This is a genomic window from Methylophilus sp. OH31 (genome assembly GCF_000576615.1).
Classification (GTDB): Bacteria; Pseudomonadota; Gammaproteobacteria; order Burkholderiales; family Methylophilaceae; genus Methylophilus.
In genome coordinates, this window is sequence record NZ_BAUS01000002.1 from 290,117 (window position 1) to 311,067 (window position 20,951).

Consider the following 20,951-nt stretch of genomic DNA (forward strand, 5'->3'; position numbering starts at 1 on the left):
TTGCAGGCTGGGTTTTATTCGCAGGGGGGCGGCTGCATTTATAAATAGTGCTTAAACTCGTTACTGTCTTTAGTAAGTAACTGCATCAGCTTGGGATGAATAAACAATTTTTCTTTTGTCATGGGCGCTTCAATCAACACCCCAATGTCTACTAATTGCTTTAAATACACAGAGGCCGATTGCCGTTTCGCAATCCCTGCATCCACCAGGCTGCTAATTCGGCAGTAAGGCAGCTCAAAAATTAAACTCACTAATTCGTGGCTATAAATTTTAGGCAGTTTCTGTCGCACAAACGCTACCGTGTGCTCATTGAGCGCCTTCAACGCTGCAATTTTAGCCGTTGTCCAAATGGCGGTTTCCTCAATCCCTTTCAGGATATACAGAATCCAAGCCTCCCAATCTTGCTCACGCGTGACTTGTAGTAATAGCCTGTAATATTCGGATTTATGTTGAATAATGTAGCGGCTTAAATACAAAATTGGCAATGTCAGCAGGCCTTCCTGAATCAAAAACAAACTATTTACAATGCGGCCTGTTCTACCGTTGCCGTCGGTAAATGGGTGAATAGCCTCAAACTGATAATGCGAGACCGCCATACGAATCAAAGGGTCAATATCTACCTGGTTATGTAAAAACTGCTCCCAATTAGCGAGCATGGTCCGCAACACATCTTCACCCACTGGCGGCGTATAAATCACTTCGCCTGTTTTATGGCTGCTGAGTGCCGTGCCAGAGACTTTGCGCACATTCATTTGCACACCTTTAATCTGCGTACAAATTTCTTCAATCGTTCGTGTATTTAATGGATGCTGATTCAGTGCCCGAAATCCCTCAAATAATGCGCGGCTATAACGCAAAGCCTCTTTCGTGGCAGGGTCGGCTTGAGCCTCATTACGCAAGTGTTGAAAAAGCTTATCAGTCGTCGTGACAATATTCTCAATTTCAGAACTCGCCCCTGCTTCAAGCAGTGGCAAGGTATTAATCAGCACGGCTTGATTAGGGATTAACTCGGCAGCCTGTTTGAGCTCAGCCAAAGCTGCACGTGCAGTAATACACTGCTTTAATATCGCCTTAGTCTCAATATCTACTTGAGGTGGCAGGGAGGGTAAAGATAAATAAGGCTGGTCTGGCTGCCATGCTTGTACGTTCATACGCATGCCTTTATGTTTGCAATTGTGAGTTTTATCGACACATATTGAGTGTATGTCGATGCTATCGACACGTCAATATTTTGTGTCGATATTTTTAACTTTTATCGACACATGGTGCGGATGTGTCGATATTATTAAAAAAACTGCTCAAAAACATAACTAACGCTGTGCTTTGACTTGGGCCGACCGCAAGGTGCACTATTGTGAGCTGAATCTAATCTGACAGATACCCTAAAAATTCGGTCACTGTCGATCAGATGTGAGTTAGTACAGCTAATTGATGGTGCAGCCTGTTTGCTTCACTTGACTCGCCAGGTGGTCAATAAATGCACGCACCACTGGCGGCAACCCGCGCCGTGTAGTGAATACGATGTGCAGAATACCCAAGGTCGTTTTCCACTCAGGGAAAATCCGGACCAATCTTCCGCTTTTTAACGCTTGGCTGCACGTATGGTCAGGCAATAACGCCACCCCAATGCCAGTAATGGCGGCTTCTCTCACGGTTGAAAAATCCACACAACTCAATATGGGTTCATGCCAGATAGATTTTGTGCCTAATGACGCATGATGGAATTGCCATTCGATGGCATGGTTCTGGTCTGAAGTCGCGATGGTTGGCAAGGCGGATAAATTATCCAAACTGGATTGATCCATCCTGCTCGCAAACGCAGGTGAAGCGACCAAAATGCGCTCGGAATGCCCAAGTGTTCTCATCACCAAAGAGCCATCGGTATCCAATACCGTGCGCACCCTGATGGCGACATCGATTCTATCCTCGATCAGGTTCACCGGATTGTCCCCGGCCACCAATTGCAATCTGGCTTGCGGGTAAGCCAAAAGGAATGAAGAAAAAATTGGCGCCAGCGTTTCGTACAAGCCTAGCGGGCAACTGCATCTTACTAAGCCTTTGGGTTCACTGAGCGATTCAGAGACGATGGAGTCCGCCTGTTCCACATCCAGCATAATGACTTTGCAACGCTCATAAAACGATTGCCCGATCTCAGTCACGCGGAATCGCCTGGTCGATCTTTCGATCAAGCGAACGCCAAGCCTTTCTTCTAACAGGCCAATTCTTCTGCTGATAGTGGATTTTGGAATGCGCACGCGTCTGCTGGCAGCCGCAAAACTGCCGCCACTCACCACCTCCGCAAACAGGATGTAATCATTGATATCACGCATATTGGCTCATTTTTGGAACAATTAAACTCACAAAAGCAGTCTAGTGCATTTATTGGCTCACTGGCAATATTTCATCCATGCAGTACGTTCATTTAATGACTTAAGGAGAAACATCATGTCAGCAACATTTCAAAACAAAGTCGTCGTCGTTACTGGTGGTACTAGCGGTATCGGCCTCGCAACAGCCAAACATTTTTCCAACCAGGGCGCGCATGTGTATATCACAGGCCGTAGACAAGCCGAGTTAGAGGCTGCGATCAAAACCATAGGCGGTAAGGTGAAAGGCGTTCAGGCCGATATGTCTAAACTGGCGGATATTGACCGCCTCTATGACGCCGTGCAGCAAGATCACTCCCAGATTGACGTGATCTATGCCAACGCGGGTGGCGGTAATATGTTGCCGTTGGGCGCCATTACCGAAGATCACTACGAAGATATTTTTGGCAGGAATGTCAAAGGCGTGATTTTCACCGTGCAAAAAGCATTACCTTTGCTTAAAGATGGCGCTTCTATTGTATTAACTGGCTCAACCACCAGCGTCAAAGGCACCGCTGCATTTAGTATTTACAGCGCATCCAAAGCGGCCATTCGCAACCTCGCCCGCAGCTGGATTTTAGACCTCAAAGACCGCGGCATCCGTGTCAATGTCGTCAGCCCTGGCCCGATCAAAACACCAGGTTTGGTAGAGCTGGCAGGTAACGACCCAGTGCAACAACAAGGCCTGCTGGATTATTTAGGTTCTCAAGTGCCTATGGGCAGAGTGGGTGATCCCGATGAAGTAGCGAAGGCAGTGGCGTTTTTATCATCACCTGATGCAAGCTTTATCAACGGCATTGAATTCTTTGTCGATGGCGGCCAGGCGCAGATTTAGTTTTTTCGTAGCAAAACAAAGCCCTCTGCATAGAGGGCTTTGTTTATTTATTGCAGTGAGTGGTTGCATTAGCCGATGGCATTCATGTGATTGATTACTGCTACGCAGTTGGGCTATTGATTCTAAGCAGAATTCTTTTTGGCGGATTCAGAGGTCGTCATGGGCATCACCATAGGCATTGCGGTAGTGAAGCCATGACAGCAGATGAACAAGAGAAAGTACGTTGTGGTTTATTTAGTCGCTTTAAGTCTAAAAAGGATGCGGAGTAATTAAATAAGATATTAAAGCTTAAAGAAAACGGCTTCCATTTCTGGAAACCGTTTTTTATCTGGAGGTAAAAAAGCTCTTATCAACGAAATTCAATTAATTAGTTAGAACTTTTGTTACATAAATATAATTTAATTGTACTCTCTGAATGGAAGGTCTGCGGCAAGAGCTTGCCCCGGTGTTGCTAACCATTGCCAGAGTTGTGACTGAGTTAATGAGTTTTCGCAAATTCTCATTAGGGCTTCACTCAAATCATGGCTTTCCACCACGGACAGTCTTCCGCAATCAACTATGACCATGGGTACACTTGGGTCAACCCCAGGGTGACATAAAGTAATACAAAACGCATTTTTATATCCATGTATTTCTGAGGCTGCCAATACTTCTACTGCCTTATTGTAATCAACGAGGCCATCATTTTCTTTTGTTTTAATTTCTATTACCAATGGTGAAGAGTCTTGTAATAGTAGTAAATAATCCGGAGCACCAGTTTTAGTTTTATCATCTAGTCGCTCGAACTTGATGCCCAAGAAAGAGAGTATTTCTTCGAAAACCCTCTCGAATTCAACCCCTTTTGCTGAGTAGTATCTATCTACCAGCTCTGGTCTTGAACACTTCGAGGCGCGTCGTTTATGTCTTTCTGAAGCCTTCTGACGATGCACCGTTTTCCATCCTCTGCAGGCGTCGCGTAACCAATTACTTTTTGCCTGTGGGGAGGGTTTTGCATTCTTGAATGTTTCATTTCTTATAGCATCAGCAGCGGCATTGCCTAGCATTACTTTTTCTGGTGTATTGAAATTTGCAGATTTAAGCGAAAGAACATCTGATCTGCTCAACTTGAATTGAGACCCTGGAACATTCAATGCCATCATCCATAGAACGTCGTCTGGTAAACCTTCTGCTACACGAAAGCTCAATCTTTTGATGACCCTTGGTAGTTTTGCAAGTGAATCAAAGTTAAATGTACTGTCTTGTAAAACTCTAGGTCTAAGCGAGAAGTCGACTCTTTTATCTGAAGCTGCGGTAATGATTGATGACAATCCCTGTAATATCCAACCCAAATTCCGAAACATCTCAAATAGCATGCCTGCACTTAAAGATTTGCAGTAACTTTCTAGTTTTCTTACCTCGGCACCATCCATCCACTCTCTGCAAATCATCGCCGCGTTGATAGGCATTACATCTGATTGCCAAATAGGTTCTGCTAAATCTTGTGCATATTGAGATGGATTGAAAAGCGTAGGCTCCTCGAGTGGGAAAGGTAAGAATCTTGTTGGCTTTGTGTTTCCTTGAACTCGAAATTCGGGACTACATAAGCAAGCCGAGAATAATAGAAAGGAAAGTTTAGCAATGTCACCTTGGGACTCGTTGCTGGGCAGGCAGCTTGCCAGCACATCGGATTTCCTTGCAAGATAATTCAATAAGAAGGTGCAAGTTTCAGGCAAAAGGCCACTATGCCCAACAGACTTACCTACCGGTGTTGCAACAAGCTTACCTGCTTGAGACTCAATCAAGAATCCTTCATATATTAATCCGTTTACGGCTAACTCGAGTTTGTTGGGCCATTTAGCAAATGATGTTAAGTTGTTGTCTTGCTCTCGTAATGCGCTAAATGTATTGCAAACCAAATCCTCAAGCTGATCTCGTGTTGAGCATAGTCCTGATGACACAAGTTGCAATGCAAGTTGATTGAATTTTTTATGATTTACGCGTGGTACTAAAGGGGACATATCACCTAGCTGCAAGTAGGTGTTAGAAGCTCTTAATTCATTATCGGATGCGGCAAAGAAAATAACTCTACCATGCTCATGCGCAAAGCCCATTCTTCCTACGCGGCCTGCCATGTTGTGAAAGTCTCCCCCCTCGATTGGTATTCGAGCTCTCAAATCTGCATCCCAACGCTTCCAGTCAGCGAAAATAGCAGCGCCTAAAGGGAAGTTCACTCCAGCTGCCAAGGTGGTAGTTGCGAACACTATGTCCAATTTATTCTCTAAAAGATGTTGTTCAACAATTCCTCTTTCTTCATCAGTAAGATCTGCGTTATGAGATGCAACTCTTGCTTCTATTGTTTTAGCTAAAAATGTATTAGCTGAAGTTTCGGGCAAAGCTTCAAAAACCAGTGATAATTGTGGTTCTGTATTGGGTAATGTATTTTTGATAAAAGCAGTGGCTAAATCATATGTATCCTGTTTACGCATGCAAAAAACAATAATAGGTAATGGTGGGTTTTTATCTTTAATCAGCATTTTTAATGCTGAGATTACATCAGTCTTTTTGTCGAGGCTGTTCTCTAGCTCTTCAAATACTTCAGGGGACTGTGAAGATACTGCCACGACTCCGTTTTGATGCCAGCACTCGTAGCGCAGATGTTTTTCTCTGGAAGTTTCTATAACTAGTTTTATGCCTAACCAATCGGCAAGGTTTACAGCATCATTGTTCTGTAAAACAGCAGAGAGTCCAACAAACTGTTTCCATCCTGCATTTCGAAGTAAAGTCAGTAGAATTTCTACGCTTTGTCCTCTGTGTTCATCACCTAATAGTTGAATCTCATCGCATACTATTACTGTCCTCCGCATATCGTTAGGTACACCCGAGGCAGATAACATTGCTAAGTATTTTTCATAGGTAGCCACGATAAGCGGTGAGCGTAATGGTTCTTTTGGAAGCTCTCCGTCGGAATCTACAACATAATCGCCGGTAGCTAAAACAAGACTCGATGGGTCATTGCTCAAGTAACTTGGTAAAAGAAGCGTTCTAAAGTCATCGAATTTTTGTTTAGCTAACGCTCGATGAGTTACTAAGTAAACAGTATTGCAGCCTTCCTCTAGGCTTTTCGCTATTGCCCATAGCGCGATTTGAGTTTTCCCTGTTGAAGTAGGGGAGACGACTAATAGACTTTCCCCTCTTCCAACTCCAGCTCCTAATGCCGAATGCTGCACATTACTTAATGCTGGGGATTCATTTTCTTTGAATACGAGTAGATCAACAGTCTGTTGAGACAAGCCATGATTATTAGGAAGTATATATTTCATGATTCTTATTCTTTTGAATGAAGAATTAATATGCTCTAAATTTATAACTTAGTCTATATTTCAGATGGTTAGATATCTATCAATTGGACAGTCTAGGGCTCTTATACAAATCTACTTTTAAAATCCTATTATGTAGGATAGTTTTATATTGGCTACATAAAAGCGCGCCTCAAAGAAGCATGTACATTAACTATGAAAATATGACCTCCTATTGCTCTTGCTAATTTGAGGTACTGATTCAACTCAAGAACCAATAAACAGTGATCAACAAAGAAAGTATTTTCACTTAATTGAGTAGCGATTGAATGATTGTCTTGTAAGTTTTGATTGATAATAGTTAATGCTATACGGTTAAGTCTTTCTACGTAATTATCAATATAAGCCTGTCCAAATTGTTGAAACCCATATGTAGTAACTCTGAAATGGGGAAGTCCTCCGCCCATGTGGCGTATAGCTTTAACTAAGCTTTTTTGCTCTAAAATTGCTATGGAATCATCGAGTTCTTGCTCACCTAAACCATTCAGCTCTTCTATATTTTGCAACTGGTGAGCATCAATCAGATCGTGCCCTTGGTCTAAAGATATTTGAGATGCTATTTTTAGTAACAGATTATCAACTCTGGCTAATCCGCTTATTTCTTTAATGGGTGAAGTTGTATAACTAGGCAGATTTCCGAGCGGAGGTTTAGTAGTTTGCCCGGTTATCGCAGCAATGACTCGATTAAAACTCTCATCGTAAGACTCTAAGTTTGAAATCCTTTCCCAAAGTATTGATGTTAAGCATTCAGGAATCTGACAGTCATCTATCACAATAGGAATCAGTTTGATTTTTGAATTTATGCGCTTTACAACGGCTGTGTTTAGCTCTTCTGTAACCCATGGTTTACTTACACTGTTTTTAGACAAAACAATCAATACAGTTGAAGCTTGAGCTAATCCATCATCAAAAATTTTGTTTACTAAACTATCTCCTGGCAACATTTCCCATTTATCAAGCCAAGCATCGACTCCATTCGCTCTAAGTTTCTCTGCGAACTGAAGTACAAATCGATTTTTATCTTCTGATGCGTGACTTACAAAGACTTTTGGTGCTGACATATGAGGCGCCTCACGAGCTAGTTTTAATTGTGTATCACACTATAAGCTAGTTTTATGTAGACCTAAATCAATTGGCTAGTTTGAAGTCTATAAATGGAAACGGTTTTAATCTTTGAAAGCCGCTGGGTGTTTGATTGTGAAAGATAGGCTTAAATACTGGAGGCGAAATTTTATTCATTTTACATTTGCTGTATCAAAGCAGGAATAATTGCTGAAGTTAACTACTTATTTTGATGCATTTTTGCTTGAGCCAATTTGAAAGAGATCATCCAGATCAATAACCCAATCACTGAAGTAGCCGCACCAATCGTACCAAATACGTTGTAACCTAATCCATGGTCAATCGCCATCCCTCCCAACCAGGGGCCTAAAGCATTCGCGGTATTTAACGCGGCTTGAATTGCGGCGGCAGATAATACTTGTGCATCGCCAGCAATTTCCATCAAATGCGTTTGTAGTGTGACTGGCAGTGCCATCATGGTGCCAACTGCGACTGCTGCGATGATAATTCCAGGCAGTGAGCCTGAAATGAATGGAATCATGGCCAACACAAATATAGACCACACGATAAGCAGGCATGCACCTTTGAATTTCATGGCATCTGCAATTTTGCCACCTGACAACATGCCGATGATAGAGCCTATGCCAAAGGCGACAACCAGCCAGGGCATATATGACTCAGAAACCTTGGTGACATTAACCAGCACCGGTGCCATGTAGCTAAAGACAGTAAACATGCCGGTAAAGCCGAATACGCCTATCAGAAGCACTAGCCAAATCTGTAGCCGATTAAATGCTGCCAGCTCTTCCATCGGGCTGGATTGTTTCTCTTGATGATCTAAAGGTAACGACTTGTTTACCATCAACAATGTAATGAATGCCAGCACGCCGACTAAGGCAAAAGCTAATCGCCATGTGAATTGTTGGCCTAACCAAACCGCAAGCGGGTTGCCCACCAGTATTGCGACTGCCAGGCCAAGCATGACCTTGGTGACGGCCATGCCTTTTTGCGAAGGCGGGCTGATAGACGCTGCGACTAACGAGGCGATTCCGAAATAGGCGCCATGTGGCAGGCCTGAAATAAATCTCGCGATCAACATGGTGCCGTAAGTGGGGGCAAGCGCGCTGGCAATGTTGGCGAGAGCATACATAAATGCGAGTGCAAGCAGTAAGTTTTTTCTTTTGAGGCCTGCGCCAAAGATAGCCAGCAAGGGTGCGCCCACCACCACGCCTAAAGCATAAATGCTGATAGAAACGCCAACCTGAGATTCCGACACACCTAATCCACGGCTAATCTCAAGCAGCAAACCCATGCTTGAGAATTCGCTCAGCCCGATTGCAAATGCCCCGATGGAGAGGGCAAAAATAATGAGGTTTTGCCTGGCTTTTGAGAGTTGGATCTGGGGAACTGAGTGATTCGACATGGACTTACTTAAAGAATGAGTTGAAATGCAATTGCCGACTTTATGACGGAAGTGAGCAGGCGACAGGCCTCACCATTGTGTACTACCTCGTGGAACTTAGGCAAAAAAATAAGCCATTGATCTATTCAATCAATGGCTTATTTAGTATTTTGGTGGTGAAAGAGGGACTTGAACCCTCGACCCCAGGATTATGAATCCTGTGCTCTAACCAGCTGAGCTACATCACCATTAAAACTGAAGGCGCAATTCTATTGATTTTGCGCTGGATTGTCAAAGTAAATCCACGCCAATTTTCTTGTTTAGTGCATGTTGGCGCGGGCTTGCTTTAAACGTTGAAACGGAAATGCATCACATCGCCGTCTTGCACGATGTACTCTTTGCCTTCCAGGCGCATTTTGCCAGCTTCTTGTGAGCCTTTTTCGCCTTTAAATTGCACGTAGTCGTTGTAAGCAATCACTTCGGCACGGATAAAGCCACGTTCGAAGTCGGTGTGGATGACACCGGCAGCTTGTGGGGCAGTCGCGCCTTTTTTAACCGTCCAGGCGCGCACTTCTTGTACACCGGCGGTGAAGTAGGTTTGCAGGCCGAGCAAATCGTAAGCGGCACGGATGACGCGGTTAAGGCCTGGCTCTTCCTGGCCCAGTTCTTCCAGGAACAGCAGTTTGTCTTCTTCGTCCAGCTCGGAGATTTCACCTTCGATTTTGGCGCAGATGGTAACCACAGGCGCGTTTTCAGTTTTGGCTAATGCCAGCACTTTGTCCAGGTGCGGGTTGTTTTCAAAACCGCCTTCAATCACGTTGGTGATGTACATCACTGGTTTCACGGTGATCAGGCACAATGGTTTGAGCAAGTTGAGTTCATCGGCATCCAGGCCCAGTGTACGCACGGCTTTGGCGTCGTTGAGGCAAGGCACGACTTTTTCTAACACTTTGATCAGGGCGATGGCATCTTTGTCACCACTTTTGGCTTTTTTGCCTTCGCGCTGCATGGTTTTTTCTACGGTTTCCATGTCGGCCAGTGCCAGCTCGGTGTTAATCACTTCGATGTCGGCTAATGGATCTACCTTGCCGGACACGTGAATGACGTTGCCGTCTTCAAAACAGCGCACGACGTGGGCAATGGCATCAGTTTCGCGGATATTGGCCAGGAACTTGTTACCCAGGCCTTCACCTTTGGAGGCGCCCGCCACCAGACCGGCAATGTCGACAAACTCGACAATCGCAGGTTGTACCTTTTGCGGCTTGACGATGTCGATGAGCGGTTGCAGGCGCGGATCTGGCACCTCGACGATGCCGACGTTAGGCTCGATGGTACAGAAAGGATAGTTTTCTGCCGCGATGCCTGCTTTGGTGATGGCGTTAAACAAGGTGGATTTGCCTACATTAGGCAGGCCGACAATACCGCATTTCATAGTGGATGAACCTTAGCGTGAATATTGCCGCACCATTAATTTGCGGCAAAGATTGAATAAAACCAATATTTTACCGTTAGTATGGAGATAGAGCCAGAATCAATCTTGATTTGACGCAAGTTGCATACAAGATTTAAGTTTTATTATAAATAAACAAATGCATGACTGCGGGGGCATAATCGTATGCGTCATGCGCCTTCCTGACAAGGATGTGAAATGTTTCGTTTCAATATGGCATCATTACAACAAGTTTTATCGTCACGATGGATTGCGGCGGCAGTCCTGTTATGCGCATTGCAGACCACCTTTTTGCTGTGGATGAGCGAGCGCCATCATGCTGAGGCCTTGCAGGCGGTCAAGTTCAAGCAGGCTACGCTGTCTGCGTCTGAGGCGATTCAACAACGGCTCAATGCTTACCGGCAAATTCTTAAGGGTGTGGAGCAGCTGTATATATCTTCGCAATTTGTCTCAGCCGAAGAGTTTAGACTCTATGTTGATGACTACCTCAAAAGTACCGAATACAACAGCCTGAACGCACTGGGCTTTATCAAATATATCCACCTGCATCATCCGGAAACATTTAAAGACCTGGATATGCCGTTGCCACAATTGCTCAAGCAATTGGATTTCATCAAAGGTGATGACGAGATTGCGCCTGTGTTGTATGTGGAGCCGCGTAACGATGCCAACCGTGACACCCTGCTGAAAAACACTTTTCTGGATGCGCAATTACGCGCGGATTTGCTGGAAGCGGGCGACGGTGACCGTTTGGTGTTGTCTGGGCATTACGCCGCCAATACCAGCGTGCAGCCTTATAAAAATTATATTTTCCATGCGCCGGTGTACCGTCAGCATGAGGGCCTGCAAACAGGCGATCGCCGCCATTGGTTAAATGGCTGGGTGTTTTTACGTTTTGATGTGGCTGCCCTGTTGGCGGAGGCCTTGCACCCGATGGAGCAGCGGCTGGTGCATTTTGATGTGTTTGACCAGGGGCGTGAAGAAGGGCAAGTGCCTTTGTATCACAGTGGCTCTGAGGATGCGCACGTGCATGACAGCGAGGCCGAGTTTACGGTCGCCTATACTTTGAATGTGAGTGGCCAGGTCTGGCGTTTGCAGGCACGTTCTACGCCTGCCTTTGAAGCGGCGACTGATTACCGTGATGCTAACGATATGGGTGTATTAGGCGTGGTGATCAGCCTGTTATTGGCTGGGCTGGTGCAATTCGCCGTGGTACGTAATCGCACGCGTAACGCCTTGGAAAAATACAGCCTGGCACTGAACAGCAGCGAGCAGCGCTGGAAGTTTGCCATGGAAAGCACCGGGGATGGCGTGTGGGATTGGAATGTGCTCGAATCCAAAGTGGTGTTTTCTGATCATTGGAAGAAAATTCTGGGCTTTGCCGCGAATGAACTGGACCATAAACCGGCCACCTGGAACCAGCGCATACACCCGGATGATGCGCCGGTGGCGATGGATTTGCATCAGCAGGTGCTGGATGGTGAGCGTGAGCAATATGCGATTGAGTATCGCATGTTATGCAAGGATGGCAGCTGGAAGTGGGTGTTTGACCGCGGTATGGTGCTGATGCAGGACGAGCAGGGCAAGCCGACACGGATATTGGGCACGCTGGCGGATATTTCGAAGATCAAGCAGTCAGAAGAAGTGGTCTGGCAGTATGCTAACGTCGATACGCTGACCGGCTTGCCTAACCGCCGCCTGTTTTTTGACCGGCTGGATCAGGCACTACATGGCATTAAAAATAATAACCAGAAACTGGCGATTATCTTTTTAGACCTGGATCGGTTTAAAGAGGTGAATGATAGCCAGGGCCATGACCAGGGTGACAAGTTATTGTTGCAGGCAGGTAAACGCCTGACAGGCTGCGTGGGCAACAAAGACCTGGTTGCGCGGCTGGGAGGCGATGAGTTTGTGCTGATGCTGAGCGATGCCCATGCCAGCCATGTGGAAGCATTGGCGCAACGTATACTGGAAGCCTTGTCGCAGCCTTTTCAGCTGGATGATACGCATGCTTATGTCTCTGCCAGCCTTGGCATTGCGATCTTTCCTGATGATGCTGGCAATAAAGAAGACCTGATGAAGCGCGTGGACCAGGCGATGTATGCGTCCAAGCAAAAAAGTGGTAACTGCTTTACCTATTTCACGCCGCGTATGCAGCAAAGTGCCGAGCACCGTATGCGTTTGTCGCAGGATTTGCGCCAGGCGATCAGCAATGACGAGTTTTTCCTCGAATATCAGCCGGTAGTGGATTTACAGACCAATATGGTGGTGAAGGCGGAAGCTTTGTTGCGCTGGCAGCATCCGGTCAAAGGCCTGATTCCGCCGATGGAGTTTGTCTGCATTGCCGAGGACAATTTACTGATTGTGCCGATTGGCGAATGGGTGTTTAAAACGGCGATTGCGCAGTGTCGTCAGTGGCGCCAGTCGCTGCATCCGATGTTTCAGGTAGCGGTGAATAAATCGCCGGTGCAATTTGCCACCGAGCATAGAAAGAATGAGGACTGGCTGTTTGAAATGGCAAAAAACCATCATGAAGGCAATATGGTGGTGGTTGAAATCACCGAGCGCTTGTTGCTGGATGCCAGTTCGCATGTCAGTGAGCGCTTAGCGCAATATCAGCGGGCGGGCGTGCAAGTGGCGCTGGACGATTTTGGTACCGGTTATTCAGCCTTGTCTTACCTGAAAAAATTCCCGATCGATTACGTAAAGATTGACCGTTCATTTGTGCGCGAGCTGGGCACCTCAGGTGAGGACGAAGCGCTGTGCCGCGCGATTATTGTGATGGCGCATAGCCTGGGCATGCAGGTGATTGCAGAAGGCATTGAGAATCAGCGCCAATTACGCATCTTGCAGGAGATGGGCTGCGATTTCGGCCAGGGCTATTACTTCTCGCCACCGCTACGCCCCGAGGCCTTTGTGAGCTGGCACCATGAGTGGCACCAGCATCCGGCGATTATTTCACGTTAATGGTTATTTGCTGTGCAGTTGCAGCATGGCTTTTTCAAATTGGCCTTGTGCCAGCAGGTCACTGACGGTGGTGGCTTTGATGATGCTGTCATCAATGGCTTGCTGTTCGTCTTTGCCCGCCGCTTTCAAGACAAAATTCACCACTTCAGCCTTATTGCCAGGATGGCCGATGCCGATGCGCAAACGCCAGTAATCAGGCGTGCCCAGCGCCGCGTGAATGTCGCGCAGGCCGTTATGGCCGCCGTGGCCACCGCCAAATTTCAGTTTGGCTTGTCCTGGCGGCAGGTCCAGTTCGTCATGTACCACCAGCACTTCTGCGGGCTGGATTTTGTAGTAATTGGCAATGGCAGCCACCGACTTGCCGCTGGCATTCATAAAGGTGCTGGGTTTGAGTAGCCATTTATCGCTGTGAGGTTGCCATTTGCCAGCGATGCCAAACAGTTTGGCCTCAGCCGCTAGGCGGCTACCGGATTGCTCTGCCAGTAAATCCACCAGCCAAAACCCGGCATTGTGACGGGTCATGGTGTATTTTTCACCCGGATTGCCCAGGCCAACGATTAGTTTTATTCCACTCATATTTGCGTATTTACGATCTGGCTCAGATTGGCGTACAAAAACGCACACCAAAAAAAACGCGCACAGGATTGTGCGCGTTTATTGTAGCGGATAACCGCCAGGCCTGCTTAGGCTGCTGGTGTTTCTTCAGCAGCTTCTTCGCTACCACCACGTGGTTTAGCAATTGAAACCACTGCAGCGTCATCACCGTGTGCCAGTTGAACGAACTCAATGCCTTTTGGCAGTTTGATTTCGGACAAGTGGATAGAGTGACCAGCTTCCAGTTTGGCCAGATCTACTTCGATAAACTCTGGCAAATCTTTCGCCAGGCAGCTTACGTCAGCTTCGGTCTGGATGTGGGAGATGTTACCACCACCAGTTTTAACGCCAGGGGCCACATCTTCATTGATGAAGTGGAAAGGCACTTTCACGTGGATTTTCTCAGTCGCGGATACGCGCTGGAAATCGATGTGCTGAATCGTGTTGCGCACTGGGTGCAGTTGATAGTCACGCAGTAAAACGCTTTCAGCTTTGCCATCCAGCACCAGGCTCAGGATAGATGCGTGAAACGCTTCATGGCGGAATTCCATGAACAGTTCTTTGTGGTTCAACTCGATAGATACAGCGGCTTGATCGCCACCGTAAACAACACCAGGCACGCTGCCAGCGCGACGCAGGCGGCGGCTCGCACCCGTACCTTGAACGTCACGTTTGACTGCTTTAATTTCGATACTCATTTTGAGGCTCCTAAAAACGCCACGAATGGCGGTACTGCACTAAAATCCACCTGCCGCGACCAGCAGGTGGTGTAAAACTTAATCCATGCTCTACATTGTATTTATGTACTTTTAGTCCATAAATAAGGAAGAAACGGATTCTTCCTGGCTGATACGCTTGATGGTCTCTGCCAGCAAGGTAGCCGCGCTCAACTGGCGGATTTTGCTGCAGGCCTGTGCGCCAGCATTTAATGCAATGGTGTTGGTGACCACTAACTCATCCAGTGCGGAAGCCGTAATGCGCTCACCGGCACCACCGGACAATACCGGGTGGGTGGCATAAGCAACCACTTTGGTCGCGCCACGGTCTTTCAGGGCGGCAGCGGCTTCACACAAGGTGTTCGCTGTATCCACCATGTCATCCATGATGACGCAGGTGCGGCCTTCAACTTCACCGATAATATTCATGACCTTGGCAACGTTCGCTTTCGGGCGGCGTTTGTCGATAATGGCCAGGTCGGCATTCAATTGTTTGGCGGCTGCACGCGCACGCACCACACCACCAACGTCTGGTGAAACGACTACCAGATTTTCGTGACCTTGCTTGGCCAGGTCTTCCAGCAAAATCGGGGTCGCATAAATATTGTCGACCGGGATATCAAAAAAGCCCTGGATCTGGTCTGAGTGCAAGTCCATGGTCAACAAGCGGTTCACACCGACGCTGGTCAGCATATTGGCGACCACTTTCGCTGTGATCGCTACACGGGCTGAGCGCGGACGTCTGTCCTGGCGCGAATAACCCAGGTAAGGGATGGCTGCGGTAATGCGGCCAGCAGAAGAGCGGCGCAGCGCATCGACCATGACCATGACTTCCATCAGGCTGTCATTGGTCGGGTAGCTGGTAGACTGCAATACAAACACGTCACGGCCGCGGACATTCTCCAGCAGCTCCAACATGATTTCACCGTCTGAAAATCGGCCAACATCGGCACGCCCTAATTCAATACCCAAATGCGTGGCAACTTCTTGTGCCAGTACCGGATTGGCATTGCCGGTAAATACCATCATGTTGGCGTTACTCAACGTTGTACCCTTTTTTAAGCGATGACGATGTCTTGGAACCTGATTCCAGCCACAGGTCCGGAATCTACAAAAAATTTAAGCGTGTAAATCGTTAAATCTACACGCTTATGTTTGGCTGAGGAGGAAGGATTCGAACCTTCGCATGCCGGAATCAAAATCCGGTGCCTTAACCAGCTTGGCGACTCCCCAATAACTTGTCTTAATCACACGCTTTTTGTTACCTGGCCGTCATCGGCGACCGAGGCAAAAAGCGGATGGTATTTTAACCCTTTTGACCAAAAACCGGAAGTGTTTTTTGGTCTATTTTCAATCAATTCGTGCGCTTTTTTTTCACTATCCACCGCGACGAATACCGAAGCGCCTGAGCCACTCATACGGGCATCGCCGTATTGTTTTAACCAGAGCAACGTATTTTCAACGTCGGGATATAACGCACAAACAACCGCTTCCATATCGTTTTTGGCTTGCTGCCAGAACGCGCTGGAATTAGCGCCGTTTGAAAAGTCCGCCATTCTCAATGGTTTCGAGTCTCTTGTCAATGCTTGATGCGCAAATATTTTTGCGGTTGGCACCTCTACCTGTGGTGTGATCACCACGTAGTATTTTTCCAGCATGTCAGCTGGCAGGGCAACGGCTGATAATTGTTCCCCCACGCCTTCTGCCCAGGCCGTTTGGCCAAAGATAAATACGGGCACATCCGCCCCTAATGTGAGCCCAATCGCCATCAGCTGTTGCCTTGAATAGCCTAGTTGCCATTGCTGATTCAGTGCCATGAGTACCGTGGCAGCATCCGAACTGCCGCCGCCGAGGCCGCCGCCCATGGGCGTGCGCTTGATACATTCGATGTCTGCGCCCAGTGTGCATTGGCTGGCTTGCTGCAAGGCACGCGCGGCGCGTATGGTTAAATCTTTTTCTGGCGGCACGCCGGGTAGCGGGTTCATGTGCACAATTTGCCCATCCTGGCGTACGCGTATGCGCAGCTCATCACCGTGATCCAGCAGCAAAAAGACGCTTTGCAGCGCATGGTAGCCGTCAGCACGGCGGCCGGTAATATGCAGAAACAGATTGATTTTACAGGGAGCGGGGTAGGTCAGCAGTTCCATACCCGTTATTGTAAAGCATGCCTGCAGCGTTCTGGCGTGCTTATTCCAGGATCATGCGGCCTTGACCATCCTGCACCGGACGCTGGTTGGGCTCGCCGATGGCTTGCTGCAAACTGCCTAGCTGGAATTTAGACACTTTGATAGCTTCTTTCATGATCACCCACTGCACGCCTTCGGTACATGGCGGCGCCGTCAGCGAGCCACTGTAGCGATAATACGCAGGTTTGGTCGGCATCAGGTCGGCAGGTGTGACACGTATTGCCAACGGTTTGCTTTGTTCTTTTTCTTTAGGCAAGCTGCCTAACAGCTTTTCCAGCCCGGTGTGTGTGCTGCCTTCTTCCAGCATGACCGCGATAATCACGCGATGTCCGGCTTTATCTTCATGCACCATCTGCAACTCTGCGGCATATGATTTCTGTTTGATCTGATGTTCGCTAGGTACATGCACACTGATATATTTCAGCTGGTATGGCTTTTGGTCCAGCACCATCATATTGCCGGTGCCCGCATCCAGGATCAGGCTGTGGTCCTTGAGGACAATATTTTTGAGCGGAAACTTCTGCAAGCGCTTAATCGGTTTAAGGGCGGCTGTGATCGTATTGTCGACGTTAATCGGCGATTGCTGGCTACCGGCATTGCACACCGCATAGTCCGGATTCAGGCTGCCCCATTTTTCAGGCCCGCGTGGACCGCTATAGGCCCAGGACTTATCATTGGCCTTGTCCGTTTTAGCTGCCTTTTCCTTGTCTTTATTGCTATCAGCGCCTTTGTCTGTTTTACCGGTGGCGGCTTGCTTGGCGGTTGTCGCTTTGTCATCGGCAGGTTTGGCCGCAGGCTTGGCATCTGCCGGTTTTGCTTCAGTAGCTTTGTCTTCGGGTTTGGGGGCTGGTGGCGCAGCGGCAGGCTCGGCAACACTATCAGGCGCGACAGGTTTGTCTTTGCTATTGGCAACGGCAGGCACCACCGGGTTGGCGGCGCGCCTGGCGGCGGCTTCTATACGCTGTTTTTCCTTGGATTGCCATTTGCACACATATTGTTGTGCGACTTCTACTTCGGACTCCGGCAGCGGCTCAATAAAGTCTGCCTGTTTTGAGGTGGTGCCTGCAGAATAGACCAGCTCTTCGTCATCGTATTGAAAGACCTGGATGGTCGCCGCTTTGCGTTTGTCGCAATCAAAATACCATAGGGCCTTGGCATGGTTGTAGACACGGTCTACCGATTCCACATTTTTCTGCGGATTGCGGTAATCGACCTTGACCCAGGCTTTGATATAAGGTTTTTCTTCCAGCAGAGATTGCTTGTCTATCATGAGCTGGTTGTCATCGGTTTTCTTGATCGATAACCACTGTGATGCATGGCCGTGGCCAGGCATGAGGCCCAGCACTAGCCATAAGCTAAATGCCAGCCAAAGTCGGTAATAAGTGGGGGTGAGAAGATAACAGCTCATAGTGCCATTATCGACGCCTTGCGCTGAATCTTTAATCAGCGCAAGGTCGGGTGATGCGTGTGTGAGTGACTGCTTACCAGTGCTGAATCACCAGTTTCAGGCGTACATCCTGCTGTTGCAGGCGCGTGGTGTAAGGGAGTTGTTCCAGTGCGCCATTGAGGGCTGTTTGCTGGTAATCATCATAGGTGATTTGCCATTGATCTTGCGTCAGGCTGGCCGGGGCGCCATTTTCAAGATAATTGGCCTGAAACGGGCTGTCACGGTGAGGCGCGCCTAAAATCCATTGGCTTAGCCCGGCGAGCGGCAGGCGCCAGCCAAGCAGTCGCTCGGTCAGGCTGGCGACATCGGCCGCGGTGTGTTGTTTGCCACTTTGGTCGGTCAGTGTAACCGTTTGTGGTGTGCGGTGAATCAGGGCGACTTGCTGGCCCAAGGGGCTGAAAATGCGCATGGTATCTTCTTGCGCATCATGCTGCCATTCCAGGCGGGCGGTATAGCCTTTGCCCGCATATTGCACCGCCAACTTGGCTTCTAGCGCAAATGGCTGCCTGGCTTGCAAGCGCTGTATGCGTTGCTGGGTGGCGGTGCTTGCCGTGGTCTGGATCGGCGGCGCTGGCAAGGTGGAGCAACCGGCCAGCGCCACGCTCAGCAGGCCAGCCATGACTCGGCGGCCTGTGCGCGACTTCCAGCGCACCAGCGTGGGTAGTGTGACCAGCATTACAGGGCAGATTTCAGTTTTTGCGCAGTGGCGACCAACACTTCGTTGTCAGGATTGGCGGAGAGTGCCTGATCCAGAATTTTCTGCGCTTCGTCACGTTGGCCTTGCTTCCATAATACTTCAGCCAGGTGGGCAGCAATTTCAGGGTCTTGCTGAATGGTGTATGCGCGACGTAACTCCTCAGTGGCATGGCCCAGGTCGCCGAGGCGGTAATACACCCAGCCCAGGCTGTCCATAATGTAGTGGTCTTCTGGAGACAGCTTGGTGGCAGTTTCAATCAGGCTCTTGGCTTCCATCAGCTTGATATTGCGATCCGCATAAGAATAGCCCAGCGCATTGTAGGCGGCAGCCATGTCTGGCTTCATTTTAATGACCTTGGATAAAGTCTCTTCCATGATGTCAAATTTGCCTTTGCGTTCCGCATTTAAGGCGTAGTCGTACAGTAGTTCCGGGCTCTCGGGGAAGCTTTGCACCGCCTTTTCCAGCAGGGTGTAGGCTTCGTCGGTGCGTTTGGCCTGGTTAAGCATCAAAGCTTCATTTTGTACCACTAATGCTTGTTGTTCCGGTGTTAAACCATCGACATTGTCCAGCATGGTAATTGCTGCATCAATGCCGTCCCGGCGCGCGATAATGCCGGCTGATGCCAGGCGACCTGTCAGAAACTGCTCGCCTTCGCCGATTTTGTCAAACCACTGCAGTGCGCGTGCATCATCTTTTTGCTCGGCAGCCGAGCGGCCCAGGTTGAAATACACTTTGTTGGGCTCTTTAAAACCAACCTCAAGGCCGTGCTCCAGGTAGCGGTCAGCAAAACTGTACTCTTTGGCATCCAGCGCCAGCAGGCCAACGATGACATTCATTTCCGGATTGTTTTTATGACGCTCGAGCAATTTGGTGAACTCTACCTTGGCATCGGTGGTGTTTTTCTGTACCAGTAAGGCACGCGCTAGCGCCAGGCGGATTTGGTCAGCTTCCGGGAAGGTGCTTAAAAAATCACGATAAAATGCAATACCTTTTTGCGGGTCTTGCTCACTCAGCATCTGGCCGCGGATTTGCGCTGGCGGCTCCCAGCCCGGGCGCAGTTTGGACGCTTCTTTGAGTTCGGCAACCATCAGGCTTTCGTTGTGGGCAAAATAAGCGGCTTGTGAAACCGCAAAATGGGCTTCAGGCAGTTTTGGGTAAGGCTTGGCCAGCTGCTGAATCGCTTCCAGCACACTGGTTTTGTCCGTGACGCGCATCATCAGGCTGTTCAATTCCATGAAGGCATTCGGGCGGATATTGTCGTTGGCGAGTACTTTCTGGATTTGCGGAATGGCTTTTTTCAGGTTGCCGTTGGCAATGAATAACTGGCTCGCCGTTTGTGCGGCAGGAATCGAGTCCGGGGCCAGCTCTGACCATAGTTCGGCCGAAGGCAAGGCCAGTTGCGGCGTGCGCGCAATCGTGGCGGCCTGGGTCGCGCGTTCAGCCAGCAATGGGTCGCGTGTCTGTTTGGCTAAGTCGAGGAACAGCTGGCCTGCCAACACAAATTCGCCACGCTGAGCCGCGACTTCGCCCAGCAGGTATTTGTAGACAAATTCTGCCGTGGGTGTGGTGATCGTAGGGGAACTGCTGGCTGACCAGGCCGGGGTTGTCAGCAATGCCAGGCAAAGCGCCAGGGCTGTGCGGCGCTTTGCAGTGGGTTTAAGCGTGAAACGGCTGGTTTGAGGCATACTGAATTCCTGTTTGGTTGGTCTGTTGATGAACAGTGTCATGGCGGCGATTTAAGCGGTCGTTGTGTGATGCTGAATTGTTGTTTAGTCCGTGACAGTTGCTGCAAGTTCATCCATAATGTGCGATTTGTAACTGAATTGTAATTGACGGTTTGGCTCGGGCTAAAACCGCATGCTACAACAGTAGTATTGGCACTATAACTTTTTGA

Annotated in this window: 15 protein-coding genes and 2 tRNA genes; 2 read left to right on the forward strand and 15 right to left on the reverse strand. The window is 48.4% G+C overall.

Annotated elements, in window-relative coordinates; all coding sequences use genetic code 11:
* Positions 1-38: 38 nt before the first annotated feature.
* The gene (gene fic, locus OH31_RS03060; RefSeq protein ID WP_088178109.1) at positions 39-1,151 is read right to left on the reverse strand and encodes a protein adenylyltransferase Fic; all 1,113 of its coding nucleotides are present in this window, start codon (positions 1,149-1,151) and stop codon (positions 39-41) included.
* Positions 1,152-1,424: 273 nt separating this feature from the next.
* Positions 1,425-2,330: a LysR family transcriptional regulator gene (locus tag OH31_RS03065; protein ID WP_024929580.1), complete on the reverse strand. Its 906-nt coding sequence runs from the start codon at positions 2,328-2,330 to the stop codon at positions 1,425-1,427.
* 115 nt (positions 2,331-2,445) lie between these two features.
* Between OH31_RS03065 and OH31_RS03070 the strand changes: the two genes are divergently transcribed.
* Positions 2,446-3,201 (forward strand): SDR family NAD(P)-dependent oxidoreductase, encoded by a 756-nt coding sequence (locus OH31_RS03070; protein ID WP_024929581.1) that lies wholly within the window; start codon positions 2,446-2,448, stop codon positions 3,199-3,201.
* A 398-nt stretch (positions 3,202-3,599) separates the two neighbouring features.
* Here the strand turns inward: OH31_RS03070 and OH31_RS15185 are convergent, their stop codons facing one another.
* The 5 genes from OH31_RS15185 to ychF all read right to left on the reverse strand — a co-directional run bounded on the left by OH31_RS15185 (position 3,600) and on the right by ychF (position 10,432).
* On the reverse strand, positions 3,600-6,500 hold the full coding sequence (locus tag OH31_RS15185; protein ID WP_024929582.1) for a DEAD/DEAH box helicase: 2,901 nt from the start codon (positions 6,498-6,500) through the stop codon (positions 3,600-3,602).
* A gap of 152 nt (positions 6,501-6,652) precedes the next feature.
* The gene (locus tag OH31_RS03080) at positions 6,653-7,597 is read right to left on the reverse strand and encodes a toll/interleukin-1 receptor domain-containing protein (RefSeq protein WP_024929583.1); all 945 of its coding nucleotides are present in this window, start codon (positions 7,595-7,597) and stop codon (positions 6,653-6,655) included.
* A gap of 221 nt (positions 7,598-7,818) precedes the next feature.
* Positions 7,819-9,021, reverse strand: a complete 1,203-nt coding sequence (locus OH31_RS03085) for an MFS transporter (RefSeq protein ID WP_024929584.1) — start codon at positions 9,019-9,021, stop codon at positions 7,819-7,821.
* Between the two features lie 150 nt (positions 9,022-9,171).
* Positions 9,172-9,248: transfer RNA gene (locus OH31_RS03090), tRNA-Met, on the reverse strand.
* A gap of 98 nt (positions 9,249-9,346) precedes the next feature.
* Positions 9,347-10,432 (reverse strand): redox-regulated ATPase YchF, encoded by a 1,086-nt coding sequence (gene ychF / locus OH31_RS03095; protein ID WP_024929585.1) that lies wholly within the window; start codon positions 10,430-10,432, stop codon positions 9,347-9,349.
* A 216-nt stretch (positions 10,433-10,648) separates the two neighbouring features.
* On the opposite strand from ychF, the gene OH31_RS03100 reads away from it, so the two are divergent.
* Positions 10,649-13,417: an EAL domain-containing protein gene (locus OH31_RS03100; protein ID WP_024929586.1), complete on the forward strand. Its 2,769-nt coding sequence runs from the start codon at positions 10,649-10,651 to the stop codon at positions 13,415-13,417.
* Positions 13,418-13,420: 3 nt separating this feature from the next.
* Here OH31_RS03100 and pth read toward each other — a convergent pair whose 3' ends face one another.
* The 8 genes from pth to OH31_RS03140 form a co-directional block, all read right to left on the reverse strand.
* Positions 13,421-13,993 carry an aminoacyl-tRNA hydrolase gene (pth, locus tag OH31_RS03105; RefSeq protein WP_024929587.1) on the reverse strand — a complete coding sequence of 191 codons (573 nt, stop codon included), beginning with the start codon at positions 13,991-13,993 and terminating at the stop codon, positions 13,421-13,423.
* 107 nt (positions 13,994-14,100) lie between these two features.
* On the reverse strand, positions 14,101-14,709 hold the full coding sequence (locus tag OH31_RS03110) for a 50S ribosomal protein L25/general stress protein Ctc (RefSeq protein WP_019881576.1): 609 nt from the start codon (positions 14,707-14,709) through the stop codon (positions 14,101-14,103).
* Positions 14,710-14,820: 111 nt separating this feature from the next.
* Positions 14,821-15,756, reverse strand: a complete 936-nt coding sequence (locus tag OH31_RS03115) for a ribose-phosphate pyrophosphokinase (RefSeq protein WP_019881577.1) — start codon at positions 15,754-15,756, stop codon at positions 14,821-14,823.
* A gap of 127 nt (positions 15,757-15,883) precedes the next feature.
* Positions 15,884-15,960: transfer RNA gene (locus OH31_RS03120), tRNA-Gln, on the reverse strand.
* A 14-nt stretch (positions 15,961-15,974) separates the two neighbouring features.
* Complete coding sequence (gene ispE, locus OH31_RS03125; protein ID WP_024929589.1) at positions 15,975-16,874, reverse strand: 4-(cytidine 5'-diphospho)-2-C-methyl-D-erythritol kinase; 900 nt, start codon at positions 16,872-16,874, stop codon at positions 15,975-15,977.
* A 40-nt stretch (positions 16,875-16,914) separates the two neighbouring features.
* The gene (locus OH31_RS03130; RefSeq protein ID WP_242402188.1) at positions 16,915-18,321 is read right to left on the reverse strand and encodes a carbonic anhydrase; all 1,407 of its coding nucleotides are present in this window, start codon (positions 18,319-18,321) and stop codon (positions 16,915-16,917) included.
* Positions 18,322-18,394: 73 nt separating this feature from the next.
* On the reverse strand, positions 18,395-19,036 hold the full coding sequence (lolB, locus tag OH31_RS03135) for a lipoprotein insertase outer membrane protein LolB (RefSeq protein ID WP_024929591.1): 642 nt from the start codon (positions 19,034-19,036) through the stop codon (positions 18,395-18,397).
* Positions 19,036-20,742 (reverse strand): tetratricopeptide repeat protein, encoded by a 1,707-nt coding sequence (locus tag OH31_RS03140; RefSeq protein WP_242402189.1) that lies wholly within the window; start codon positions 20,740-20,742, stop codon positions 19,036-19,038. The genes lolB and OH31_RS03140 overlap by 1 nt, the downstream gene beginning before the upstream one ends.
* Positions 20,743-20,951 lie beyond the last annotated feature (209 nt).